Origin of the sequence: Pedobacter sp. SYSU D00535 (assembly GCF_017355855.1) — a bacterium.
GTDB lineage: Bacteria > Bacteroidota > Bacteroidia > Sphingobacteriales > Sphingobacteriaceae > Desertivirga.
In genome coordinates this window covers 207,030-233,567 of record NZ_JAFEWD010000003.1, presented here as the reverse complement: position 1 = coordinate 233,567, position 26,538 = coordinate 207,030, and the positions used below count along the sequence as shown (strand labels likewise).

The window sequence follows — 26,538 nt, the reverse complement described above, 5'->3', positions numbered from 1 at the left end:
AAGGAGTTATTTGAGCTCCGAACGGACATCATGCCTGATAGCTACTATTGTTGAGCCAACAGTTTTTTCAATTCTCCATCAAAGTTGTGCATCGCAAAATCATCGTTCAACACCTGACCTTCCCGGTTAATTACCACATATCGAGGAATACCGTTGAACTTAAACAATTGGCGCAGGTAGCGGAAGTCATCAGCAGATAAGCGATAGGTGTGCTGCAGCTCCTGCTCTTTCACAAATGCATTATAACGCTCTTCCGGCGACTCCTGTGCAGACGTCAGGAAGATAAATTCAATATCCTTACTTCCCTTATAATTCGAGCGAACAGATTTGTTTGCCTTGATGGACGCTACACAGGGTCCACAACTGGTTGCCCAAAAGTCGACAAACAGCATCTTTCCTTTGTACTGGTCGATTACTTTTCTAAAGATCTCCGTTCCTTTTCCGGCAGGCAGATCATAAACGGCCTTAACACCTGCCGGGTAGCTGCGATGATAGAAGGCTTCCACCATCTGAAGAACGGATTCATTCTTCATCCCCCTCTCCAGTGTGCTTAGGTAATTTCGAGCTTCCTCCTTCTGACCTTTCAAATGACTGTTGAAAACATACTTCAGAGAACGGGCTTTCAAGATATCGTAAATGAGGTTATGCTGCAGTCCGAAATAATTGACCAGCAGGCTATCCTTGACCACCCAGTCGCCTAGAAAGCGTTCAGGAATAGTAGGGCTTTTCTTTGCAGGATACTTCGTTTCATATTGATTCAGGTACTTGCTGTACTTCTTTTCAAAGTTTTGACGGGGCTCGTTTAGGGCAGACACCAGCCGAAATCGCTCGGCCGCACTTGCTGCTTTACTCAGCCTATTATTAAGAGCAGCAAGCGAGTCGAGATAGGGCCGATCATCAGCACCCGCTTTTAATTTCAGCTCGTCGAACAGGAAGACATGGAAAGGTTTCCGTGAATACCTGTCGGGCAGAGTGATGAGTGCGCTCGTGAATTCAAAGCGATTAGCAAACACCCAGAAGTCGGGAGCGACAAGCAAGGTCCGGTCGTTCAGGTTCATGTTTTTAAGAAAGTCATAATAGTCGGGAGCCGCTTTTATCCGCACGATTTTGTTAGCGGTGTCTTTCCGGGCAATCGACTCCCGGTTGCTTAAAAAATCCAGCATGCTGGCGGCGTACGCAAGGTCTACCTCACTACGAAGGATTGCTTGTGCCTGAGGGGAAATCGGGTTGGCGCTCATCTCTTGTTCCAGTCGGCCTTTACTTGTATTCCAATGCACTGTCAACATCTTTTTAAACTCATCGGGTTTCTGCTTGGTTATCGCCTGTTGAAGTTCTTTGTAGTCGAAGGTCTGGATTTCCACGCTATTCAAATCCTTATTTATAGTCGCAGAAGGTCCAGCGAATGCTATATCCTTAAAACGGTACCGGATGTTACGGAGCCTGTCGGCAGTCAGGAACTCTTCCCAGTTCAAAACCATTGACAGGGTCTGTCCAGGTTCCAGATAAAAGTTGATGATGGACCTTTGAAAAGCGACGTAGGTATGTTTCGGAAAGTACATGGGAATAGACGCTTCAAACCGGCCATCGTCGTGGATGTTTACCACCAAAGGATAATCTTCATTAGTGATCTCGTTCTTCCCATAGATCATTCCGGTATTGAAGCCTGCCCGGCGATCATACCCTTTTATGTACCCAATGAGGCGGGCAGTATCAGGACTGAAAAACTCAGCAGCACTGTAATCAACTAGCGTCTTCCTTTTAGCCCTTGCATGTTCTGAATCGAGCCAGGATTGTACACGGGCGGGAATGCCTGATTCTTTTGGAGATCCCGAAGCCCTGGGATTCAACGAGAGTCCGAAAATACTGGCCTTGTCATCCTGTCCGTAATGTATTTTTTTGACGTTTTTCGGTAGCGCGGGAAAGACGAGCACAAAGCTGGAATCGCCGGAAGCGCCCATAAAGATCTCCTTATCAAAATCACCTCCTTCCATTGCCTCCGGGAAATACTTCTCACCCGAAACCGCATCTTGTATAAAGGTTTTCTTTGAAAACCTGACCCACCATTTGGGAAGAAACTGGCAATGGATGAAGAGCTTTGTTTCTTTCCTAGTTAACTCAATCTTCTTGATATGGGTAACACCTGAATTGGAAAACTCAAAGGAGGGGTGATTAATGACGGTCTTTGCCTGAATCGAGCTAGTTAGCAACAACAGAAGAAAGGCAAGGTGAAGGGCTTTCATCGACTTTTAGGTTTGGTTACACACTTGGTTAATTATTTAAAGCTACTAATAATATGGAAATAAGAAAAAATCAGGAGAAGGCAAGCAACATGCATCGGTTTGGCAGCTGAGAATGAATTTCTATCACAAAACATCCCAGAGATCCTTTGAAGTAGTGCTATTTCAGAGGTACCCATATAGAGCAATCTGAAAATCGGCAGGAGTTTATTCATCTTATCAAACAATCCGATTTGGAGGGAGACGAAATTATTAAGCAGACTGCGTCATCTATTCATTAAGATAGCTATCTCGTCCGGGCAGATAAGACAGCTCCGATGCTTATTCTTCCTAATCAGATGAAGCCTTCCGCAAAAAAGAAACCGCCGACAGATTCCGATCTGTCAGCGGTTGACTATTGTCCGAAACAAAAGACTAAAAAGAGGCCGCAGCTTTGAGGTAGAGCTAATTTAAAGCTTAGGCAAGCCTTTTATTGCTCCAGGGCTCGCTTCTACAAAGCTTATGGCATACCCGCCACCAGGTGCTACAAATTGTTGCAGTGCTGATTTGTTCGTTACAGCCACCCGTTGAATGTTGTAGGCCTGTGGGTTCGTTTTATAATGGGCGGTCTTCGCATCTGAATATATGGTAGCGATGTAGTTTTTACCCGGCGTCAGAAAGTCGAATTTGATCTTAGACGTCCTGGCGTTGTCGCCGCCCACACTCCCTAGAAACCACTGGCCAGTTTTCTTTGCCTTCCTGGCCACAGTTATGTACTGGCCAGGCTCGGCTTCCAGGTATTTGCTATCGTCCCAGTCTACCGCTACGTCCTTAATAAACTGGAAAGCATCGGGAAACCGCATGTAATTCTCGGGCAGGTCGGCGGCCATTTGTAATGGACTGTACATCGTCACGTAAAGCGCCAGTTGATTGGCAATCGTACTGTTTACGTGAGAGGTGTTCTGAGGATTGATCTTACTGATATCCATTTCAAAAATGCCGGGAGTATAATCCATCGGTCCCCCAATCAGACGGGTAAATGGGAGGATGGTCACGTGATTCGGCTTATTTCCACCGAAAGCCTGGTATTCAGTACCCCGGGCGGATTCGTTCCCGATCAAGTTAGGATAAGTTCGTGCAATACCTGTAGGCCGGACTGCTTCATGGGCGTTCACCATGATCTTGTAGTCGGCTGCCTTTTCCAGCGCGTACTGATAGTGGTTCACGATCCATTGACTGTAGTGATTTTCACCCCGCGGCAGAATATTGCCCACATATCCGCTCTTCACAGCATCGTAACCATTGTCTTTCATGAATTGATAGGCCTTGTCCATGTGGCGTTCGTAATTGCGAACAGAGGAGGAAGTTTCGTGATGCATGATCATCTTTACCCCTTTCGACTTTGCATAGTCTCTCACCTCGCTAACATTAAAGTCAGGATAAGGCGTTACAAAATCGAACACGTAATCTTTTGAATTGCCAAACCAATCTTCCCAGCCAATATTCCAGCCTTCTACCAATACCGCATCAAAGCCGTGCTGAGCAGCGAAGTCGATATATTTTTTCACGTTGGCAGTAGTCGCACCATGAGTTCCGTTAGGCTTTGCCTTCGAGAAATCAGTGATTCCCAACTGTACCGTAGGATACTCGTTGGTATACGACCAGCTGCTCTTTCCGGTAATCATTTCCCACCAGACACCCACATATTTCACTGGTTTGATCCAGTCGGTGTCTTTGATCTTGCTGGGCTCGTTGAGGTTGTAAGTCATCTTGGACGCGAGGATATCCCGTGCGTCATCGCTTACAATTACCGTGCGCCAAGGTGTGGTACAGGGAGTTTGCATGTAGCCCTTATCACCCTTTGCATCAGGAGTTAACCAAGATTGGAACACCATGTTCTTATCGTCCAGATTCAGGTGCATCACGGGATAATTGATCAATGCAGCTTCGTGAATATTAATATACAAACCGTTCGCAGCTTTCATCATCAGCGAAGTTTGGACACCTGTAGGAGAGAAAGACATTTGGGATACGTTAGCCGTCACTGCCTTTGCCATCACGTTTCTGATTTCTGACAGCTTACTGGTGGTGTAGTCGTACTCCTGTGTATCATAATCGCCCGGTAACCAGAAAGCCGTGTGATCGCCTGCCATGGCAAACTGGGTCCGCTCCTCCTTGATCACGAAGTAGCTTAGGTTTTTTTGGGAGGGAAACTCATAGCGAAACCCGAGACCGTCATTGAACAATCTGAATCGGATGATCATCCTGCGATCTGTACTTTTCTGATTCAGCGTCACTTCCAGCTCGTTATAATGATTGCGAATGTTACTTACTTCGCCCCAAACGGGTTTCCAGGTTTCATCAAAGGTGGTTGTTTTGGTCCCGCTAATGCTGAAATTATCGTACAGGGAACTCTTCTGATTAACCGACTTCAATACCATATCGCCCTCAGAAGTAGTGCTCGGCCGCTCCGTTTTCAACTCCAGCCCTAACTTGCCCGGCTTCAAGACTTCTTTGCCTTTATAAGTCAAACTGTACACGGGTGTCCCGTTGGCCTGAAGTGAAAACTTCAGCACGAATTGTTTATCCGGTGATCTTAGCTCCTGCGCATTAAGGGTCTTAAGTACCAAGAGGCAAACGACTATTAATGATAGTATTCTCTTCATATTCATTTTGTTTTTTGAGGATCGTCCTCGAATTATCTCTTACTAATTTTCATCCTGTTATTTCCACCTAGCGACTCAGCACGAGGCTACTGTAAGCCGGCAATTGCACCAACCTATTTCTTACAGACGCCTTTTTGTTCTTAAATTCCACCTTGCTGTAAACGCTGTAAGTAGATGGCAACTGTACCGTCTTTTCCTGAGAGGATAAATTATGGAGCACAAGTACCGACTCTTGTTCTGTCATCCTTACAAAAGCGCATACTTCCGGATATCCTGTTTCCAGGGCCTCCACCTCTCCGTAGCTCAGTGCCTGGCTGTTGTTCCTTAGTTGAATTAAAGCCTTGTAATGATTATACAGGGAACTTTTATCCGCCATCTGCCTACTGGCCGGCACTACTGTTGAATCGGTACTATACCGGGGGCTTATCCATTTGCTTCTTACCTTATCTTTCATGGCGACATCCCAGAGAAAGGGTTCCCGGATATACTCATCTGGTTTCTTGCCGCGCATCCCCAGCTCCTCTCCGTAATAGAGATAGGGTGAGCCCGGCAGTGTGAGCAGCAGGGCGGCAGCCATCTTTGCCTTGTCGATGTTATTGTTCACCGAACTCATAATCCTGTTCTGATCGTGGTTGGTAAGGAATGTGGCATCTACATAGGCCGGATTAACAGACTGGTAAAAGCTGCGGATCTTTCGGTGCTTGAACACCAAAGAATCAGCCCTTGCTGAGTTTACGGCGTTAATAATTGCCCCGCCCATGTCGAAGTTGAATAGTGCGGGCAAGCCCTGCATGTACGGTCCTACCACTTCTGCAGGTGCCCATACCTCTCCTACCAGATACACCTCCTTGTTTACTTTCTGCATCTCGTTACGGAAATAAACCCACCATCGGTGATTGTCTTTAGCGCGATCATCTGGAAAGATGTGTCGAGCAGCGTCGAGGCGAAAGCCGTCCACTCCTACTTCCGACATCCAAAAGCGGCCAATCTTGAAAACCTCTTCCCGCAAGTCAGGGTTATCGTAATTCAAATCCGGCATTCCTCCCCCGAAATAGGAGTAATACAGGTAATCAGAATCATCCAGCTTGTTCCAGCGGTTCACATTATCCGAGTCGCCCGCAATGATCTTCCCTTTGGTTTGCACCTGCGGGTCGTCTTTATGTGCCCAAACGAAGTAGTTGCGATATGGACTATCCTTCTTAGCCTTAGCTTCCAGAAACCAGGGGTGCTGCGAACTCGAATGGTTCAGCACCAGATCCATCACCACTTTGATATTCCGCTTATGCGCTTCACGGATGAAGGTTTTGAAATCGTCTAAAGTGCCATAGTCCGGGTGGATATCGTAGTAGTTCGTCACGTCGTACTTGTGGTAGGAAGGCGAAGGGTTGATGGGCATGAGCCAGACTCCCTCCACCCCGAGGGCTTTCAGGTAGTCCAGCCTGGCTGTCATCCCCCTGATATCCCCAATACCGTCATTATCAGAATCGGCGAAAGCCTGCACAAAGATCTCGTAGGTGACGCCCCGCGGCCACTTGCTTACCCTGGCCTCCTGCGCGACTCCCGCAGTGGGCTCCGCTACAGTGAACAGACCAAGCAATAGGAACAGATAGAGCTTCAAAGACAGTGTCATAGATTAATTTCCTGTTTTTTGTAAGTTCTTAGTGATTTCAATTTAACTCCTTCGGTGCATAAACAGCGTAGCTTTTCCCCTTGCAGGTAATGGTAGCCATGCCCGATGCATCTGTGCTTACATCCGCATTTGCCCCCGTATAATCTTTCAGCAAGGTATTGGCCCAGTTGCTTTGTACCCTCCGGCTGACATCGGAATTGTTGATATTAAAATAAGCAATCACGCCCGGAGTGCCATTTCTCCGCAGAATGTATTCATACTGCGAGGACAACAGCGTTTTTGTAGAGCCTGCGGCCAGGTTTTTCTTCACCCAGATCAGCTGATTCAACTTCACTTTATCCAGCCCCGCCTCAAAATCTTTATAGAAAATGCAGGGCGTCCCCTCAGCAACCATAATATAGGCATAAGCCAGCGGTTTAGACGCAACGCTGATCTCGTCTACATCGTGATTTGCAACGAAAGTGTAAGCCTGAGCCGGGTTTGCGGCTATCAAGCCTTTCGACTGCAGTTCAGCTAGGTTTAAGCCATCGAAAGCAGCTTTCATGGCGTACATCAGGGGAAAGTCGAACGCGGCGCTGTTGGCCGCTTTACACCAGTTATTCACCAGGTTCACATCCCCATCCCAGTACTCTCCAATGGAAATCCCACCCACTGCTGCATTCCAGCTCTTAACTACCGAGGGACTGAAGCCTTTTACATAGTCGAAGCGCCAGCCATCGAACTGAAGACTATCACGATAGTACTTCCCAATCCCGTCGGGTCGGTTGTACAGCCAGTCCTTCACGTTCTCTGTATGATGGCAGAGGTCTGGAAACTCAGCAAATACGCCTTCATCATTCGCATGCAGGGCATTTGGATGAAAATCTTCAAAAGACCTGAAAAACTTCCCGGACCTGGGGCTGAACCTGGTCCAATAGCTCTTTTTGGAGTAGGGACTGTATTCCAGGTCGCCGCCCGAGTTGTGATTCAGAACGATATCAGCAATGAGTTTAAAGTTCCGCGCTTTCGCTCGTACGATGAGCGATTTCAACTCAGCGAATGAACCGAAACGTGTTTCTATGCTGCCATGCTGGTCGTACTGGCCGAAATCAAAATAATCGTAGGGGTCATATCCCATCGAGTGTATCCCACTTTGTCCCTTCGATACCACCGGCAGCCACAAGGCAGTAACACCGGAAGACTTCCAACTGTCGAGTTTTGAACTGATCGTATCCCACCAGGTCCCCTCAGGCTTCACGTCCCAGTAGAACGTTTGCATCAGGATTTGAGCATCCGGCCTTACTGCTTCCGCAGAAGACACAAATTGTTCGGTGTCGGAGCTCCCATCTTTGGAGCACCCTGAATGGAAGAGCCCAAGGACAGCAACTATCAGGCAATAAAAAGTGCTATTCGCTAGTTTGGTCACAGCTGACATGATTTTAAGATGAGGGAGGCTCAACCCGGAAGCAGGACGTTCCGGGTTGAGCCTGTTAACTACTAAAGTTTTGTCAATGTATAGGTGTTGGCTGTGGTGTTGAGCTCGATCTTGTAAGTACCGCCTATGGTCACCGCAATGTCTCCCCCGCCGGCTGTCAGCGTTCCGTTGCTTCCGCCCAGGTTTACCCCCCAGTCGTCATTAAGCCTGAACTTGAAGACGCCAGGAGTCAGCGTGGTGGTGATGCTCCAGGTTTGAGTGCCATTGTTGTACTTCATATCAGTATCGGTAGTCCATCCTCCCGCGGTTGAGGTTCCAATAATTCCCCAGGAATGCCGGCTGAAAGCAATGGTGTTAGCGTTTAAGTCCACTGTCACCTTAAGAGTTCCGGCATTTGGAGCAGAAAGGTCGCCACCTCCAACTGCAATACTTCCAGCTGTTGCCCCCCTTCCATATTCGGGAGGACCCCATGATTTCTTAGTAAGTACCTTGAATCCTAAATTTCCAGGAGTAAACTCGATAACGCCCTCATATATACCATTAGAGGTGAGCGACACCAAGCTGTCAGCATTTGCTGGATTCCAGCCTTGATATGCACCTGGCACGTACAGGTAAGACACCAGCGCAAATGGAGTGGCGGTGATCGTTACAGGAGCGGAATAAACAGGAGCGATGGAAACTGCCGGGCTCTGCACTGTCCCAAGCGTGCTCACTTCTGATTTAACCCGTAGCTCTACCTGAGAGGCAACGCCTGTAGGCAGATTGAGGGCCAACAAAACGTTGTTGAAATCCAAGCCATTAAAAGCCTTTTTAGGAGCAGCATCGGCGGCAAAGGTTCCAACCGGCACCGACTTAGGATTGGCGAAGTTATTTCCTTTCTTATCTACTTCTATGGTGTAGAGGACGCCGGCCTGGTAACCGAAATCGGCCTTTGTCCAGCTAAAGGTTGCCACCGTATCGCTGATCGACTGTTTGGACAGAACGACGTTCGTATTTTGAGCAGTAAGGCTGGCCGGGGTGACGCTTTCACTTACCATTGTCATATCCCCTTCTTTTTGGCAGGAAATTGCTGTGACTGCTACCAGCAGCGACAGTAAAGCTTTCCAAATATATTTTTTCATTTCTATATCAATTAATGATTAGACATCGGGCTTAGTAGCCCTTATTTTGAGTCAGATTAGGGTTGGAAGAAATATCAGAGGCTGGCAAGGGATATAGTTTCCTATCTGCACTGAATTCCCGCCCAGCTTTAACACCACCCTTGAAAGGCCACAAGTAGGTACCCTCAGAAAAGCGGTTGAACCGGATTAAATCTGTCCTTCTAAACCCTTCCCAGTAAAGCTCGCGTCCTCGTTCATCAATAATATCATTTAGTGTGTAAGCACTGATATTTCCGGAAGTGTTACCATATGCCCGCTGCCGCAGAAGATTCAGGTAATTGACTGCAGTACCTTCATTTCCTCCTGAGCCTCCTCTTTTCACTGCTTCAGCATAGATCAGATACATTTCTGCCAGACGGAATAATGGGAAATCGATGGAGCAGACACGCCCCTCATAACCTGGAACGATTTTGTCGTCGGAGGTCAGGTTGTTCCATTTTGCTACGGCCAGCCCTTCATCAAACACATTGTAGTCATCCATTTTGGGATCATTGCCTTTAAACATCGCTCTCTTATCATTTGCATTTGTAAAGAGAGCCGGCAGATTGTCACGCGAGTGATTGCCGGCCCATCCTGCTTCAGGTCCTGTCAGTCCGAACTCTGCTTTCCAGTCGCCTTTAATAGCAGCATTCACCAAAAAGGTAGTCCCTCCAAAATTCTGAGAATTAACTCCGTCATAATTGATGCTTAGGATCACCTCGTTATTATTCAGATGATTGTCGGCACGGAACAGGTTTCTATACTGCGGCATTAGTGAATATCCGGCATTGATCACTCTGGAAGCGTAAGTAATGGCCTCGGTATATTTCGGCTCGCCTGTATATACTTCTGCATTTAAGTACAACCGGGCAAGCAACGCCCATACGGCCGCCTTATCTGCTCTTCCGTATTCGTTTTGACGGGCATTTACCATCAGCGGTTCGATGGCCAACAGCTCTGACTCGATATAGTTGAACAAATCCTTGCGACTAGTTTGCGGGGGCAGGTTTTTCCCAATTGGGCTCTGCTCAGTAACAAAGGGCGGATTTCCGAAGATATCTAACAACACCCAGTATTGGAATGCCCGGATGAAACGTGCTTCGGCAGCAAAATAGTTGATTTGTTCGGCTTCGGCAGAAAGGCCACGGGAGCCGATTTTCTCATCTGTGGTTTCCCGGAGAAAAGCATTGGCGACGGTGATCTGGTATAAACTCCTCGTATACAAACCCTGAATCTGTACATTGTCAGAAGTCCAGGTATTTGTTTGTAAATCCACCAGGCCGCGGTCGCCCCAGGCATTCACTGCTTCATCGGTAGGCATTTCCTGCAAGTTCCAGTACAGCCTCAGGAAATCCGAGTTTCCAGCATCAATGCCACCCAGGTCGCTGCTGCGCACACCGTTACCCGTTAACGCATAAGCTCCGTACACTTTCGCCAATACCTGCTTATATCCCTGCAGGGAGTTATAAGCTCTGTCGGCAGTAATATCGTTTGTTGGTTCCAGGTCCAGGTCCTGCTTGCAGGATATGAGCACCAGGAGAAATAGTGCGATGATGCTCAGACCTTTATATTTCAATTTCATGTTAAGCTCCTTTACTAATTAAAAGTCAAGATTAAACCCTAGTACAAATGTGCGCGGACGCGGATAGAAGTTATTGTCGATCCCGCTGCTGATCTCAGGATCCAAACCGCTGTATTTAGTGATTACAAATACGTTTTGGCAGGTTGCATTGATCCGCAGTGTGCTATTCAGGTTTCTGAACACCCTACCTGCATTGTAACCAAGTGTTAGATTGTCCATTCGCACGAAAGAAGCATTCTCTAGGTAATAATCAGACAAAAGCTGACGGTTAGAGAAATTACTTCTGAAAATTTCGGTTGTAGCGTTACCAATTACGTTGGTAGTTGTACTGATCAGGTTATTCCTGGTGGCAGTATTCGACGAAACGTTGTTGTACACGTAGTTGCCAATGTTTGAGCGGACGATGGTGCTTAAGCTCCATTTCTTATAGCTAAACTGGGAGTTGAAGCCGATGATAGCATCAGGAGCCGCTTTTTCAGAAAAGCTAAGGTCCGATTCATTTACCAGGCCGTCTCCGTTCACGTCTTCATAAACCCCTTCAATGGGCCTGCCGTCGGCGCTATACACCTGCTTGTAGAGGTAGAAGGTACTGGGAGCATAACCTAAAGAATGGATCTGCACGTTCGTTCCCGTACCTCCTGAAATTCCACCGGTGGAAATGCCTGCAAAGGTTGGATCGTCTACCAAAAAAATCTTGGTCACCTTGCTTCTGTTATAGGTAAAGTTTACTCCCACATTCCAGTTAAGTTCCTTATTGGTAACAGGCACTGCGTTAAAACTGAACTCCACACCTCTGTTTTCCATATTACCTACGTTCGTTAAGAGGTAGTTGCTAAAGTTAGTACCAACTGATATGGGTACTGTCGCCAGGAGATCTTTCGTCTTTTTGTAATACACATCCACGCTACCGTTAATCCGGTTGTTCAGGAAGCCATAGTCCAGGCCGGCGTTATAGGTGTCTGTAGTTTCCCACTTAAGGTTCTCGTCGTAGGCGGTTGGTGCATACATCGGGTAGAACTGGCCGCCGATCTGATACAGTGCGTCAGGACCGCTAATGGCATAGTTGGCCAGGTAAGAATAGTTAGCAATCCCCTCCTGCTGACCAGTGACCCCGTAGCTCAGGCGCAGCTTCAAATCAGAAAGTGAGTTGAACTGTTTGAAGAAACGTTCCTCGTTCATCCTCCAGGTTAAAGCAAGACCAGGGAAGGTCCCCCATCTGCCGTCAGGATTAAAACGGGAAGAGCCATCCGTTCTGAGGGAAGCCGATGCGATATATTTATTATTCAACGTATAGATCAGACGACCGTAATACGAGATCATCCGGTTTGCCTGATCCGCGAAAGGAAAAGCAGGTTCGCTGGCCCCCGGAGCTAACTCTCCATTAGCGCTGTAATTCCCATAAAAGTAGTTGCGGGACTTGTTATCGTAATATCCGTACCCGGCAACGGCATTGATATTACTGTTCAGATTCATCAGGTCTTTGTTGTAGCTGAAATAAAACTCGGCCACTTTATTGTTATTTTCCTGTAGATACGGGTTGTTTCTGCCGAGACTGGAAATAGCCTGGAGCGCGTTCGGCTCGACATAGTCGCGGCCTTTCCCTTCTGAAATATCATATCCCAGATTCAAATTAGCATGTAATTCGGGCAGGAAGTGGAAGGAGTAGTCGAGTTGAACGTTCCCGAAGCTCCTTTGCACCTCCCCTTTATTCTCGCGCTGCTCGATTTGTCCAAGCGGGTTCCTGGGCGCAAAAGACTTTGGATTTCCATTGCTTTCAAGCCACTCGAAGTATCCTCCATATTCGTTCTCTGCATAAACGGGCTGGGTCGGATCAAAACTGATGGCAGAACCGATAGCGTCGGTGTTAGCAAAGCGCGAGTTGGTGATAGAACCCTTGAGGTTTAGCTGTACGGACAGGTGCTTGTCAAAAAACTTCGGACTCAGGTTAATGCTTCCGGTAGTTCGCTCCAGCCGGTCGCTTACCAGCAAGCCGGTCTGGTTGAGATAACCTACAGTAAAGCGGTAAGGCATCGTTTTGTAGGTACCAGAGAGGCCAAGACTGTTATCCGAGGAAAATCCACTCTGGTAGATCACATCCTGCCAATCCGTATTAGCAGTTCCTAAAAGTCCCTGGAAGGCCGGGCTGCCGTTGGCGCCTACAAAGGAGCGAATCTCGTCGGCAGAAAGCAGATCGAGGCGATTGCGCAGGGTTGAAAAAGAGTTCTGGGTATTGAAAGTAAGGGCGGGTTTTCCCGAGGATCCTTTTTTAGTGGTGATCAGGATAACGCCATTCGAAGCCCGGGAGCCATAAATAGCAGTAGACGCAGCATCTTTTAGTACCGTGATAGAAGCAATATCGTTAGGATTGATCGTGCTCAGAATGTTTGTCGCGCCTGAAATTCCCCGATCATTACCGCCTCCGGCTTTCATTGGGTCAGAAACCGGAACTCCATCGATCACAATGAGCGGATCATTACTTGCGTTCAATGAGGCGCCACCTCTGATGCGGATCTGGCTACCTGCTCCTGGCTGACCGCTATTTGAAGTTATTTGCACACCGGCTACCTTGCCCGTGATCAACTGTTCAGGTGTAGAAATTACTCCCTCCTGAAAATCTTTCTCGGAAACGGTGGCAACTGAACCCGTTACGTCGCGACGGGTAGTAGTTCCGTAACCAATTACAACTACTTCATTTAGGGCTTTCGGATTAGGCTTCAGATTGAAGTTAATAACGGTATTCCCGTCTACGGTCACTTTACGCTCCAGGGACTGGTAGCCGATGAAAGAGATTGCGAGGGTCAACTCCCCGGAGGATAAACCGCTCAGACGGTAACTTCCATCAGGGCCGGTAGAAGTTCCTTTCCCGATATCCTTGATGGTAACAGATGCTCCTGGCAAGGGAAGGTTATTTTCATCGAAAACCGTTCCCGAGATACTTCCCGCCTGCGCCAATACCAGGAAGGGGAATAGTAGTATCAGGCATAAAAAAGCACCTCTTATTGTAGAAATTCTTTTCATTTTACAGATAATTTAGTGGTTGTTTTGAAGCAATTTGAACTTGGTTAGTGCAAGATTTAGAGTGGGCATGAAAGAACCCAAATGATCCTCCCCGCCGCGGTAGTCTTAACCGTGCTCTCTTCTGCAGGCTTGCTGCCACCGATGCAGATTACACTCATTATTCGTTTTCATAATATCAGATTTGATTGGTTACTATTGGTTATCGCCAGGCGACTTAGCGACCCCGACATAATTGACTAATGCAAATCTGAGCAACTTGTTCTCATTTAGAATGCGTATAGAGATTTTATAACAAAAAGCGCTATTAAAAACAACTAACTTCTTGATTAGGAAGAGAATACAAACAAGTGACAGTCGAAAAATTTAAGAGATTTTTAGCCGATAATCTTAAAAAAACGGCTAAAAGACGCGGTACTCGTTCTTCCCCTGCTGATATCGGAAGTTAACAGACCAAAGTGCGAAGCTTCCTCTGCTGGGCGACCTGCCGAAGGTTGAGATTAATTAGGGGTGAGTGAAGATTTTCAGGAAGGAGAACAGAAGATCGGAACTACGCGGGAATAACTTCCGGGGATTCGAGGGACGCCCTTTTTTGTGTTTCTACTGCCTTTATTGCCATCAACCTTTTCTGAAATTCATCACCATGTACCAAGGCTTTGGCTTTGATCCGCATCTTATACACATAAATGGTCTTTTCAGAATATTCAAGGACGTTAGCGATAGTAGCGTCGTCTTCAATTCCCATCCTGATCAGGGCAAAAATTCGCAGGTCGGTTGTTAACACCTCGTGTTCTTTCGGCCACATCTGATCTTCGGGCTTAAACAGCTTGTTGAATTCCGAGATAAAGTTCGGGAAGATCTTCAGGAAGACATGGTCAAAGGTATTGTAAAGGGTATCCCGTTCTTTCTTGATGTTAATCTTATTGATAATGGCCTGAATATCCTCGAACCTCTTCACACTCAGCTTCATCTCCACAGAGTGTTTCAGTTTTTCCAGCTTCAGGATATATTCCGAAATAACATTGAAGAAGTATCCGATATAGTTCTCTTTAATGGCAGTACCCTCTACCAGCTGCTGGTTAATCAGTTCGAGTTCGGCGTTAGTTTCTTCGATGATGCGCTCTTTAGCCTTTAATTTTTGCAACTGCTTGTACAGCAACACAGAGAAAACCGCAATGACAGCAGCGAGGAGCAGCACGGATGCCAGGACAATCAGAAATTGATTCTTTTCACGTTCTGAGTTACTCACTTTTGCGCCTGCAATAATCGGCAAGACAGTCCCTATCTGAAACTTCCGTTGACGGGCGCCATAGAACTCTGCATCCTGCATAGCGTGAGTAATATAACCGTAAGCAACTTCCACATCGCCTTTTTTATATAAAGCTTCGGCGAGCCAGAACAGGGCCAGCGTTTCCTTAGTAGACGATCGGATATCCGCCATAGCAGCTTCAATAAGTAAGCTCTGCGATCGATTAGCATCCCCCTGCCTGGCATAAATCGTGCTTAAGGTAGACGCCACAATAGCATATTGGTGTTGTGTTAACCTATCGCTACTTAAAATTTTCTCAAACTTAGCCCGGGCCCGGCTATACCTCTGTTGCTTCAAATCCCGGTAGCCATCCCAATACTTTCGCTCAAAAGAGCCAGGCTCCCAGAGCTGAATGGCCGAATCGATATAGCGATTGGCCAGACGATTGTACTCAGGTGCATAATAATTATCACTGTCGTAAGCGGCCAAATCGAAATATGCCCTTGTCAGCATACTATAGTAATTCTTTTTCCCTCCGGCTGATAAGTTCGCAGGGTTAACGTCCTCTACGCTTTCAAAAGCCTCTTTAAACATCCCCGACGATAAGAGGATAAATCCTAGTTTTACTTTTGAGTCAGCCTCCTTCGACCTGTCATTCAGTTTGGTCGCCAGGATCTGCAACTGTTTTAAGTAGACATAAGCACTATCAAACTGATAAACTTTGTACTCTTCGTAGATATCCTCTGCAATAGTATATCTCCTGAGCGAGTTAGTGACCGGGGTATTGGCTAAGTTGTTTTTCAGCCGGCGTATACGAAGTTCCTTGGCTTTATCGTAGCGATCCTTTTCAGCCAGCGTCTCGTTCAGTTTGTCAAAAAGGCTGTCCTGATATGTGCTCGCTTTTGAAGCCAGCGATCGCGTAAACAGCAATAACAAAATCAGAAACAATCTCATGGCATTAGGGACTACTAATCGGTTGAATTAACAAAAAATATTGGAACGTGTTAGATGCAAATATTGGTTAAATGCAAAAGTCTAAAATTTCCCACTAGTACGCAATGAAGCCGGCTTTCTTTTCTTTCTTCCCAAATACTTTCCCCTACTGTAATTCATATTCTGAAACTCAAACCGATTTTGTAAGTTAGATCAAGCGAATCAGCATCAGCTGAGCAGTGCAATATGAAGTTTCAGGAAATAAGCCCTTACCCCTCGCTTCGCAGCTGTATCGACCGCATCTTCGTGCTCGAATGTGAGGGAAAGCTGCCTGCAGACGACCTGAAACGATCGTACCCAATGCGCGGGTAAAGCTGGTTTTCCCTTTCAAAAACTCTATTACTGCCAACTTTAATGGCAGTACATTTCAGTCGAAAGAGAATAAGATTACCCTCATTGGACTGAGCGACCTACCATCGGTAGTGGACATTGGCGAGGACCGTCCTTCAGGAAATATCACAGTCGAGTTTAGTCCCCTGGGCGCCTACCGCTTTCTGAACCTTCGCTTTTCGGAGATTAAAAATACAATCTACTTACTGGAGGATGTATTGGGCAATGAGAGTTTGCGACTGGAAGAACGGCTGCAAGGGGCGGCTAGCCTCGAGGAGAAGCTTCAGGTGATCCAGAACTTTCTGCTCGGCGTGTTTATGAAGCGGGAGGAAGACCGGGTGTTTGAGTTCTGCGTCAGACGGTTGATGCAGGATAATGGCCGCACACTAATCACAAACCTGGAGCGAGCAAGCGGTTATACCACCCGCTGGATTAACGCCAAGTTCAACGAGAAGATCGGAACGAGTGCAAAGAATCTGGGCTCTATCCTCCGTTTCCAGCATTACTATCAGGCGGTCAACTCGAACAAAGAAGCCTTCTTTTTTGAACGCGAATTTTATAATTATTACTACGACCAATCACATTTCATCAAAGACATTAAGCGCTTTACGGGTTTCGCACCTAAACAACTTCTGCATCAAAGCAACGATTACGACCGCTTTTTCTACAAAGGTTAGCACTTCCGATTTTTACAATTATACCTCTTCACCTCAGGCTACTTTTGAGCTGTAATCAAAACAGAAAAGCATATGAAACATCTGGTGAACTGGGTAGAGATCCCGGTAATTGACTTCGAGAGAGCTGTTAAATTTTATGCAGCCATTTTAAGTGCGGAAATCAACGTGTTCGAAATGGGCGGTATGCAGTATGGATTATTTCCGACGGAAGACCAGAAGAACACCGGGGCACTGGTTAAAGGAGAGTACTACCAGCCCTCGGAAAATGGAATTGTTATTTACCTGGACGGAGGAGAGGATTTAAACCTGATTCTGGAAAAAGTAAAAGCAGCAGGAGGAACCGTATTGATGGAAAAAACATTTTTATCAGAAGAGGCAGGATACGTGGGCATGTTTGCCGATACAGAAGGAAATAGACTAGGTTTACAGCATAATTAAGATAGACATGAACTACTTTATGTATAAACTAATTCCTCCCCGTCCTACCTTTCATCTGGACATGAACGAGGAAGAAAAAGCGGTGATGGAATCACATATCCTATACTGGAACGGCTTGTTCGCCGAAAGAAAGACGCTGGTTTACGGTCCGGTGCTGGATCCGAAAGGAGTATTCGGTCTGGCGATACTGGAAGTGGAGTCTGAAGAAGAAGCACAGCAGATGATCAGCGAAGATCCTGCTGTCACTTCCGGAATCAATCAGTATGAGCTGCTGCCAATGATGGTGGGCTTGGTACGGCAGTAATAAGTAGCCTAAGCAGTAAAAGCTGAATCTCAGGAGATTTAAGAATGAAAAAAGGTTAGAGCGGACAGGAAACAGCATACAGCGGGCGGGAAGAAGGTTCCCTTCCTCGAGGAACAACTTCCCGCCATAATGCACCATCATTTAACTTAAACTTAATGCTTTAGAAAAATCCATGCTCTAGTTTGGCAGGCGAAATCGGTATGCCTGCAACAAAAAACCCGGAAGATCTTATATTAAAGTATCTCAAAGAGGATGAGAGTAAAGCATTCGATCTGCTATTCAGGAGGTATTTCCACAAGCTATTTCTATTTACTTGCAAGCACCTGAGGGACGAGCACCAGGCGGAAGACCTCCTGATGGATGTGATGCTTAATTTTTGGGAAAAGCGAGACCGATTTTCTGCAGTTCAAAACATTGAAGCTTTTCTCTATCAAAGCGTCAGAAATAAGATTGTAGATCATTATCGAAAAAAAGCCATTTATACTGAGCCGATTGAAGAAACAACTGTTTCCCTTAGCTCCCCCGACCATACAGATGCCGCCATTTGTCTGCAGGAAACTCGAAAGGTTTATTTACAGGGCCTTAGCCAGCTAAGCGATCAGCGCCGCAAGGTATTCGAACTGCGCAGACATGAACTCCTTTCAGTAACTGAAGTCGCCGAAAAGCTCGACATCTCTACCAAAACCGTCGAAAACCATATGACAGCCGCCCTAACCTTCTTGAGGCAGCATCTTAAGAAATCTGGCATTGCCGGAATCCTTCTGTTCATGATCCGATAAAAAATTAACATAGCATTGGGGGCTGGCCCCGCTCTTTTCGTCATTGTGCATGTCAGGTACAGAAAAGCTGACCTTCTATATGACTGAGAACAATAACAGGCAACTGCTTCAGAAATATATTAACCAGCAGTGCAACGCTGAAGAGTTAAAACAGGTTCGACAGCTACTAGACCAGCCTGCGGGTCAAAAAGAGCTGGAAAATCTGCTCGACGAGGACTGGAATACAATTCAGGAAGCAGAATCAGACGAAGTAAGGCTAAGACGTTGGAAAATTCGTTTTTTCTATGAAAAACCTGATGGGGACAATGCAAAAAAGGGAAGCATCTACCGACTGGTTTCCTATACCGTAGCGGCTTCTGTTCTGCTTGCATTTATAGCCTGGCTGTGGACGGCCGGAGAGTCCTCCACTCCTGCCCCAATGGTAGAACTGATCGAACGGGAAAACCCGGCAGGCCAGCGTTCAAAAATTCTCTTGCCCGATAGTTCAGTAGTCTACCTCGGTCCTGCCAGCTGCCTTTCGTATCCCGAAACATTTGATAGTAACCGTCGAGAGCTAAGTCTGGAAGGAGAAGCCTTTTTTGAAGTTCGAAGAGACGCTAAACGACCCTTCATTGTCAGATCCGGTAAGGTCGAGACAAGAGTTTTGGGCACATCGTTCAAAATAGATTCCAGAGACAGGCGAGTGGCGGTTGCAGTGGCAACGGGTAAAGTTCGGGTAAGCAGTGTTGAGGGGGCTAAGACAAATACCCTTGCTGAATTGCTACCGGGTGCTAAGCTTAGCTATAATGAATTGGCTGGAATAATGGAAAAAAGTGAGACCGATACCTACGAGCTGACCGCCTGGAAAGAGGGCAAGCTCCTGTTTAACAACACCGCCCTTAAGGATATTACTGGAAGGCTACAGAATTGGTATGGAGCGAAGATCCTGCTGCAAGATGAAGAGCTGTCGAGTTACCGGCTCACACTGTCAGTCAACGGGAGCCAACCCTTAAGCCATATCATGGAAATAATTTCCAGCACCGCAAATATCAAGTACATAATTGAAGGGCAAACTGTAACACTCAAAAAAGGAGGAAGAAAATGAGGTAGAGAGAAAGGAAAATAAACCGTCCGCCGTGGAGCGGACGGAAAATGCCTTACTTAACCAACGATTGACAGTCATGGGGTTAAGCCGGGCCTTCAACTGAAGCATGCTTCAGATATAACAGCTTTAATTTTTTTAATACCGTTACAATTTCAAAAATATGCAAAAAGTACTACAACAGTACGCTAGTATCTGTTTTGTTAGGAAAAGCCTGTGGCTTATCCTGTTACTCGTCTCCGAGTCGGCAGCCCTCGTGTACGGCAAGCACAGGAACGAACAAAATATTGATAAGATAAAAATTGATTTTCAGGTAAAAGATGCGAGTTTATCAGAATCGCTGGTGACCCTCGAAAGGAAGAGCGGCGTTCAAATCTCCTTCCTAAACCAAACCGTGGCCAAAGAGAAGAAAAAGGTGACCATCAACCAAAAGGCTATCTCTGTTGCCAACACCCTCCGGCTTATCCTATCCCAAACTAATCTCACCTACAAGCTAGTGAAAGATTATGTGGTGATAGAAGAAAAGGCTCCTCCGGTACCTCCAAAATTTCTTCAGGGAAAGGTTACGGATGAAAAAGGGAACACCCTTCCCGGGGTATCTGTGAAAATCGAAGGCAAACTTCGATCAGCCGTTTCTGACGTAAACGGGGCTTTCTCTATTCAGGTTGAACAAGGCGACAAGCTTATTTTTCAGTTCCTGGGCTTCGAGACGAAAACCCTTACGTATTCGGGTGAAAACTATGTAGCTGTACAACTGAAGGAGAGTAACCAGGATTTGAAGGAAGTGGTGGTGCACGGCCGTCGCTCAAGTGCTTCAGACGTTGCTCTTTTATCAGCGCGGAAAAAATCAACGGCTGTGCAAGACGGAATCAGCGCTGAAGGAATTGCAAAAGCGGGAAGCATCAATACAACCGAAGCGCTGCAACGGGTAGTGGGTGTGTCGGTTGCTGACGGAAAGTACGTAGCAATCAGGGGTTTGAGCGACCGGAATATTGTAGCTCAGCTAAACGGTGCCCGCCTCTCGACGGCCAATGCAGACAGAAGTGCCGTACCACTCGACCTAATCCCGGCAATGCTTCTCGATAACATTTCTGTGATCAAAACCCTTACACCCGATAAGCCAGCGGATGCAACTGCCGGAGTGGTAGAGCTAAAAACAAAGTCAATCCCGGAGCAACTAACAATCAACTTCACGGCTTCTACCGGCTTTAACAACAGGATAGGAGCAAGTGGAAACTTCACCTCCTTTCAGGGCAGCGATCTGGGAACGTTCGGTCAGCTAGCAGGTAAACGAAATCTCTCTTCAGAGTTCAGGAACTTGCGTTACCAGTACCTTGATATAGAAGGAGGAATTGAGTCGGCTTTTAAAAATAGTGCGAGCAGCATGGCCAATTACCAGGAGGCTTTGCGAATTAACCGGCTGATGGAGGCCTTTGATCCCGTCTTGACTACCTCCTTGAAGAAAGCGGAGGCTAATCAGCTTTACTCCTTCACCATAGGAAACAATTACACGGTCCTTAAGCGCAAGTTGGGGGTAATTCTTGGTGCAAACTACTTTAGCCGGACTGATGCTAATCAGGGAGGCGAGTTTAACACCTATTCATTCTACGCCGGGGCAGCAACAGGTGGATACAATACGGGGACTGAAATACCTGACTTCATCACTCCAAACAACATTAAACTACTTCCCTATCAACGGTATAAAGAGCACAGTGGTACGCAACAGCTTACCTACGGAGGACTCGCTGCCCTTGCTTATAAAATCTCCAACGAGCACGAGGTAAGTGCTCACTATGTGGGAAGTAAGGGGGCCGAAGCTACCGGCATGAATTTGATCGGCGGGTACCCTTCTTCAAATCTTATCTCTGAGAAGAAATTTAATATTGGGAACCAGATCTATAACCTTCGTACGACGGAGAGGGATTTCCACACGCTGCAGTTGAAGGGGGAACACAAGCTCGGGAAAAGTCCGTCCGCCTGGAGGTTTAACTGGAATGCCAGCGGGTCGAACGCAATGCAAAATGATCCCGACTTCAGGAGCGTCAACCTGGTTATCGACACAAATCAGATCTATGAAGTGAACCGGGTGACTTACCCGGAATATAGCTTTCCGGAAGGCGACGAGCTGAGCGGCCGCTACTTCAGAAATATGAAGGAGCAAAACCGGAACTATCTGGGAGATCTAACCCGGGAATTCGTGGTAAATGAAGATCTAAAACTCAATCTTAAGTTCGGATATTTCTTTTTGAAGCGCTCCAGGAACTACAACGAACAAGTGCTTGGTCTGCCGGATGCCGGCCAGTTGATGTATCTGAACGGAGATCTAAACGCTTTGGTAGCGCCCGGAAATATCGGCATCCGGGAAGGGGGCCAGGGAGCTGAAGGAGGCGCTTTAGCCACTGCTCACTTGTACAATGTTCGTCCCACAAGGAATAATTATACAGGTTCACAGAAAGTGGACGCCCTCTATCAGATGGTGGATGTGAAATGGAAAGATAAAATCCAATTGGTGGGCGGTGTGCGATTTGAACAAACAAGAATGCGTGGCGATGTTGACACCATCGGTATTGGCATCGACCAAAGCAATTTTACCCGATTCCAAAAAGACTCGCTCTCTGGCAGCTCGTATAATACCGACTTCAAGCCATTCTGGTCGGGTACCTTCATTTACCACCACAACCCGAAGATGAATTTCCGCGCGGCCTATTCGAGGACACTTCAACGCCCGGAAATCCGGGAGTTTGTTCCTACTACGCAGTTCGATGCTTTTGAAAATGCCTTTGTAAGAGGGAATCGGGAATTGAGGAACTCTACCGCTCAAAACCTCGATTTCAGATGGGAGTGGTTTCCCACCCTGACGGATGTCCTATCCGTATCCGTATTTCACAAGAAGATAGAGAACCAATTGGAGAAGGTGTTTAGCGGACCAGCAGGAATTGCAGCTAATGGGCCTGCCTTTACTCCTTCTGTGTCTTACCAGAATAATTCGGAGACAGGTAGAGTACTGGGACTGGAATTTGAAATTCAAAAAAACCTGAGTTTATTGGGACGAGGCTTCAGACATTTTAGTCTGAACACCTCCTTAATGCTGGCGAACAGCTCTGTAAAACTGAATAAAGACCGACTTAGCTCTGCCAGGCTTATTGATCGTTATGCCCCGGACAAAAGCCCCGTGTTCGAGCAGCCGCCCTATGTTATCAACGCCAGTCTCTCGTACGACAATAAAAAGTCGGGCTCGATCTTTAACGTACAGTTTAATCAGATCGGGGAGCGCCTGGTTGAAGTACAGCTGAATGGTGGACCGGACGTGTACGAGCAACCCGCCGGCGTCCTGGACGCCGTTTTTAAGCAGAAGATCTACAAAGGACTTCAGTTAACTGGCTTTGCCAAAAACCTTCTTGACCCTGACTTCAAAAGGGTATACACCAAACCAGGAAGGGATGGCAAATACGGCACCTACAATGAAGAATATGTAAGAAGAAACTACCGTAGAGGTACGGAGTTCATGCTGGGCTTAAACTATAACTTTTAGAGATGAAAAGAATTCTGATATCACAACTACTATTTATAATTACGGCCCTCCTTTTCTCCTGCCGTGAGTCGGAGAATCTCTTTGAAGTGCCGGATCAGTCGAATTCTACAGTAACGCTGTACAATGTAGCAAAAGGAGAAAACGAGGGTATACATAGGGTAAATTATGAAGAGGACCGTTTAAGCGGGAAACCAACACTTTATGGGAAGTTTCAAATCGGGATATGGAATGAAAGCACTGGCTTTATCGGTACCAGCTCAGCATCCATCAAACCAGGCAATCCCATCAATATCCCATCTGCAGCCTTCACAAACGACACTCTACGTCTTCGTATTTTCCAAACGGGGGTACCTGTGGTTAATCAGGTAATTTCCAAGGGCGAAAAGGACATATACTACTATGCTGCCGGAGGTAGGGTGACCCACAATAATTCCAGATCCGCCTCTTACGCGCTGAAGGAGTTCCCTAAAAAAAATGAAGCACCGGCTCCGGGCAAGTTTAAGATCCGGCTATTGAATTTGGACTATGGATCTACCTTTCCGGTGACCGCTGCCGCTGCTCAGTTTTGCTCGCTGAACCTGACGGATGGACGAGAACTGATAAAGGACGTGCCGCTGGGAGAAAGATCGGCGTTTGTGGAGTTGCCTTACGGGACCTATCGCCTTGCTGTGAAGGACAACGATGACAATATAAGATCGCAGGTAATGGCCAACTTTCTACCCGAAATTGCGGGAGGAAGGGCTGCCAGCACCCCTGTTTACTTCAAACCTGGAGGCAACTATACGGTTGTCTGCATTTCTGCATCCAGCTACAGCCAGGGCTACCACCTGTTCGACATCATCGAAGACCATGTTTTCGAGCAAGAACAATTTGGTAAGATTTTATTGCTGAATGCCCTTCCAGGTGCCGCCGGCGCTGAGCTCAGTTCCGGTCCTCATAAAACAGGAATGCTTGATTTTGGAAACTATTCGGGATACCTGACGATGCCTGCAGGGGAACATTCGCTCTCAGTTAAAGCTAGCGGCGCTACTATCATCGACGAGAAAGTAACCTTGAAGCCGAACGACAACCTTACACTAGTACTGTACGAGAAAGATGGCAAGCCTGCATTGAAAGCAATCCAAAACGTTCTTAAAACAGGCTCTGAGTTAGCAGGTGTGAAAACGCAGTACTTCAATTTTTCGGATGCTCCGCTGGTTAGCTTTATGAAAAATAATGACGAGCCGATCACCAATACCCAGTGGGAGCCCATCGCTAATAAGAGTACATATTTGCAACAGGGAAAAACTTTGACAGAGCAAAAGAAGATTGATGACTGGATCATCGAATACTCTGTTTTTGACTTCGAGCCCTGGAGCGACTATTTCCCCATCAAGCTTTCTGTATTCACGAATACATCCCAAAGTGAACCCCTGCCGGGGACACGACTGGATGGAGTGGAAATTGACTATCCCTTCACCTACTCCCAACTAGGGCCAGAAAAGGCGGATCCCGACATTTATTCGGTGTTTTTAATTGGCCGCAGTGCCTCGGCAGGCAGACATGACAAGGCCAGAATTGTGGTAATTCCGCATTCGAACAGGTAAGTTAAGTCCATGGCAGCACCATTAATTCAAATACTATTATGAGAAGAAATTTTTATATACTATCATTTATCCTTGCCGTATTGCTTTTCGTATCGTGCGAGAAGGAGGACATGAAACCTCTGGACAATGCCGCCTACATCCGGGCATTCCAGGGACAAACAAACTTCGGCCTCGGAGAAGGCCCCATGGGCGCAGTCGGTATCCCTACGGGCAATCCCAAGCTCTATTTTATCATCGACGGAGATTTTACCAGGCAGGATCAGCACCCCTTCGGGGCAAGTTCAGCAGAAGCGCTTTGGCCCCGTAGCAATTTCCAGGCGGGCTTTTACCGGTATTCAGGAACTTCTACCACTGAATTCCCGGGGAATAAAACGTTTAATCCTGTAGGGCCCAGCATAAACAAAGCAGATTTGAGTGCATGGATGCAAATTGAACCGGGAAAGCATCGCTTTACCTTCCTTAGATATGATGAATCACAAAAGCCGTTTCGGTACAAAAAGGAGAGTATCGTTCTTGATACCATTTTGGAGTTGTCGGCTGGGCAGTACTATACCCTTCAATCGATCAGTAGTGACTTGGATGACCATACAAAGTACCAGTTACAGGTGTTGAGGGAAAATATGTCGCATGACTTCAACGACAGTACCAAAATCTATTTGAGTTTCTTCAGCTCCATGACCGATCCTTCTGCCCTTGAAGAAACAGAAGTAGACATCTACCATTCCTACTGGTATGTACAATATTTAAACCCGGGGGTGCTTAACAGCCGCTACCGCGAGGTAATATCGCCGGAGGAATTTGTGGCTACCCTTAACACCAACCTCTCTCAGGGATCTGACAACCAAACGGCTTGGGTAGACCTCGATTATCCGGCTATGTTCTACAACATTACCCCTGCCGGAGAAATCCGGAGAAAGCCTTTTAGTGTATTTACCATCTACAAAAAGGGTGAAAATAAAGCAAAGGGAAATACTCCGCTGTTGCAATGGAATAGCTTCTACAATGGATCTCCGTTTAACTTCGGGCTACCGGAACTACTCGGTGGTGATATACGAAGGATTCAGTTGTGCAATTTCAAATATTATTCCTGGGGTATGCCCGTTTCCGATGTTCGTTTCTATGCCCATGGGATAAAACGAATGAGCGGAAACTAGGGGACATGTAAGCCGGCATCTAAACTCGATATCCGGAAGGTTAGACAGGTAGCGGGGAGCGCAGCTCTCCGCTATTTTACTGAATCGACTGAGGTAATCTTTCAGCTCCTTTTTCGCTTGCGAGCTTAGTTCCCATCCAACAATTCCTGAAACCGCTCGACAAACAAACCTACATGATAACCATCCGCCAAGCCGTGGTGTACATGGATCGAAACAGGCATCTTTCGTGCTCCATCTTTTTCGGTTACTTTTCCAAAAGATATTTTCGGACTGCTATCCGGAAAGCTGAAGCTTCGGGCATGGGATATTGCCGTGAAGTTTAACCAGGGTAGCGCTGAAAAATGAATCACGTTTTCTCCGGAGACCGCAGGGATCAGTCCTTCTGTTTGCTGCACTTGCAGGATCACTTCTTTGGCCTTCTCCAGGAATAGATTTTCATCTTCCTCGTAATCCATATAGGCGAAACCAAAAGTTCCATTCGGTCGATTGATGGTGGGAGACGCATGAACCTTATCATATAAAAAAACTTCCTCCCCTACAATACGATAGCGGAAAGCTTCTATCTGATTCGCTGCCTTTAGTGCCCGGTATAAATAGTACAGAAAGAAAGACTGCTGTCGTTCTTTAGCTGCCCAATAAGCTTTTGAGCAGTCAATTTCTACAGTAACGCCGAAAAAGGGATCTTCAAACCGGGAGAAAAAACGATAATGGTCTTTTCTTGCCCATTCATTTATGTTTACTACTGTTTTCATC

17 protein-coding genes are annotated in these 26,538 nt (G+C 46.7%); 8 read left to right on the top strand and 9 right to left on the bottom strand.

Features of this window, described 5'->3' with window-relative positions:
* Positions 1–44: 44 nt before the first annotated feature.
* From J4N23_RS09040 to J4N23_RS09005, 8 genes are all read right to left on the bottom strand, one after another.
* Positions 45–2,240: a TlpA disulfide reductase family protein gene (locus tag J4N23_RS09040; protein WP_207426638.1), complete on the bottom strand. Its 2,196-nt coding sequence runs from the start codon at positions 2,238–2,240 to the stop codon at positions 45–47.
* A gap of 446 nt (positions 2,241–2,686) precedes the next feature.
* The gene (locus tag J4N23_RS09035; protein WP_207426637.1) at positions 2,687–4,882 is read right to left on the bottom strand and encodes a glycoside hydrolase family 97 protein; all 2,196 of its coding nucleotides are present in this window, start codon (positions 4,880–4,882) and stop codon (positions 2,687–2,689) included.
* A 67-nt stretch (positions 4,883–4,949) separates the two neighbouring features.
* Positions 4,950–6,512, bottom strand: coding sequence for an alpha-amylase family glycosyl hydrolase (locus J4N23_RS09030; RefSeq protein ID WP_207426636.1), 1,563 nt, complete (start codon positions 6,510–6,512; stop codon positions 4,950–4,952).
* 37 nt (positions 6,513–6,549) lie between these two features.
* Complete coding sequence (locus J4N23_RS09025) at positions 6,550–7,926, bottom strand: alpha-amylase domain-containing protein (RefSeq protein WP_207426635.1); 1,377 nt, start codon at positions 7,924–7,926, stop codon at positions 6,550–6,552.
* Positions 7,927–7,988: 62 nt separating this feature from the next.
* The gene (locus J4N23_RS09020) at positions 7,989–9,047 is read right to left on the bottom strand and encodes a SusE domain-containing protein (RefSeq protein ID WP_207426634.1); all 1,059 of its coding nucleotides are present in this window, start codon (positions 9,045–9,047) and stop codon (positions 7,989–7,991) included.
* A 31-nt stretch (positions 9,048–9,078) separates the two neighbouring features.
* Positions 9,079–10,647, bottom strand: a complete 1,569-nt coding sequence (locus J4N23_RS09015; protein WP_207426633.1) for a RagB/SusD family nutrient uptake outer membrane protein — start codon at positions 10,645–10,647, stop codon at positions 9,079–9,081.
* An 18-nt stretch (positions 10,648–10,665) separates the two neighbouring features.
* Positions 10,666–13,665: a TonB-dependent receptor gene (locus tag J4N23_RS09010; protein ID WP_207426632.1), complete on the bottom strand. Its 3,000-nt coding sequence runs from the start codon at positions 13,663–13,665 to the stop codon at positions 10,666–10,668.
* A gap of 547 nt (positions 13,666–14,212) precedes the next feature.
* On the bottom strand, positions 14,213–15,865 hold the full coding sequence (locus tag J4N23_RS09005) for a DUF6377 domain-containing protein (protein ID WP_207426631.1): 1,653 nt from the start codon (positions 15,863–15,865) through the stop codon (positions 14,213–14,215).
* Positions 15,866–16,326: 461 nt separating this feature from the next.
* Here J4N23_RS09005 and J4N23_RS09000 point away from each other — a divergent pair, with 461 nt between their 5' ends.
* From J4N23_RS09000 to J4N23_RS08965, 8 genes are all read left to right on the top strand, one after another.
* Positions 16,327–16,911, top strand: coding sequence for a hypothetical protein (locus tag J4N23_RS09000; protein WP_207426630.1), 585 nt, complete (start codon positions 16,327–16,329; stop codon positions 16,909–16,911).
* A gap of 72 nt (positions 16,912–16,983) precedes the next feature.
* Positions 16,984–17,349 carry a VOC family protein gene (locus tag J4N23_RS08995; protein ID WP_207426629.1) on the top strand — a complete coding sequence of 122 codons (366 nt, stop codon included), beginning with the start codon at positions 16,984–16,986 and terminating at the stop codon, positions 17,347–17,349.
* 19 nt (positions 17,350–17,368) lie between these two features.
* On the top strand, positions 17,369–17,653 hold the full coding sequence (locus J4N23_RS08990) for a YciI family protein (RefSeq protein WP_242689168.1): 285 nt from the start codon (positions 17,369–17,371) through the stop codon (positions 17,651–17,653).
* A gap of 200 nt (positions 17,654–17,853) precedes the next feature.
* Positions 17,854–18,432, top strand: a complete 579-nt coding sequence (locus J4N23_RS08985) for an RNA polymerase sigma-70 factor (protein WP_207426627.1) — start codon at positions 17,854–17,856, stop codon at positions 18,430–18,432.
* A 49-nt stretch (positions 18,433–18,481) separates the two neighbouring features.
* Positions 18,482–19,516 carry a FecR family protein gene (locus J4N23_RS08980; protein ID WP_207426626.1) on the top strand — a complete coding sequence of 345 codons (1,035 nt, stop codon included), beginning with the start codon at positions 18,482–18,484 and terminating at the stop codon, positions 19,514–19,516.
* 160 nt (positions 19,517–19,676) lie between these two features.
* A complete protein-coding gene (locus tag J4N23_RS08975) occupies positions 19,677–23,045 on the top strand; it encodes a TonB-dependent receptor (RefSeq protein ID WP_207426625.1) in 3,369 nt (1,122 codons plus the stop codon).
* Positions 23,046–23,047: 2 nt separating this feature from the next.
* The gene (locus tag J4N23_RS08970) at positions 23,048–24,631 is read left to right on the top strand and encodes a DUF4397 domain-containing protein (protein ID WP_207426624.1); all 1,584 of its coding nucleotides are present in this window, start codon (positions 23,048–23,050) and stop codon (positions 24,629–24,631) included.
* Between the two features lie 38 nt (positions 24,632–24,669).
* Positions 24,670–25,785: a hypothetical protein gene (locus J4N23_RS08965; RefSeq protein ID WP_207426623.1), complete on the top strand. Its 1,116-nt coding sequence runs from the start codon at positions 24,670–24,672 to the stop codon at positions 25,783–25,785.
* A gap of 125 nt (positions 25,786–25,910) precedes the next feature.
* Here the strand turns inward: J4N23_RS08965 and J4N23_RS08960 are convergent, their stop codons facing one another.
* Positions 25,911–26,537: a chloramphenicol acetyltransferase gene (locus J4N23_RS08960; RefSeq protein ID WP_207426622.1), complete on the bottom strand. Its 627-nt coding sequence runs from the start codon at positions 26,535–26,537 to the stop codon at positions 25,911–25,913.
* Between the last annotated feature and the right edge of the window lies 1 nt (position 26,538).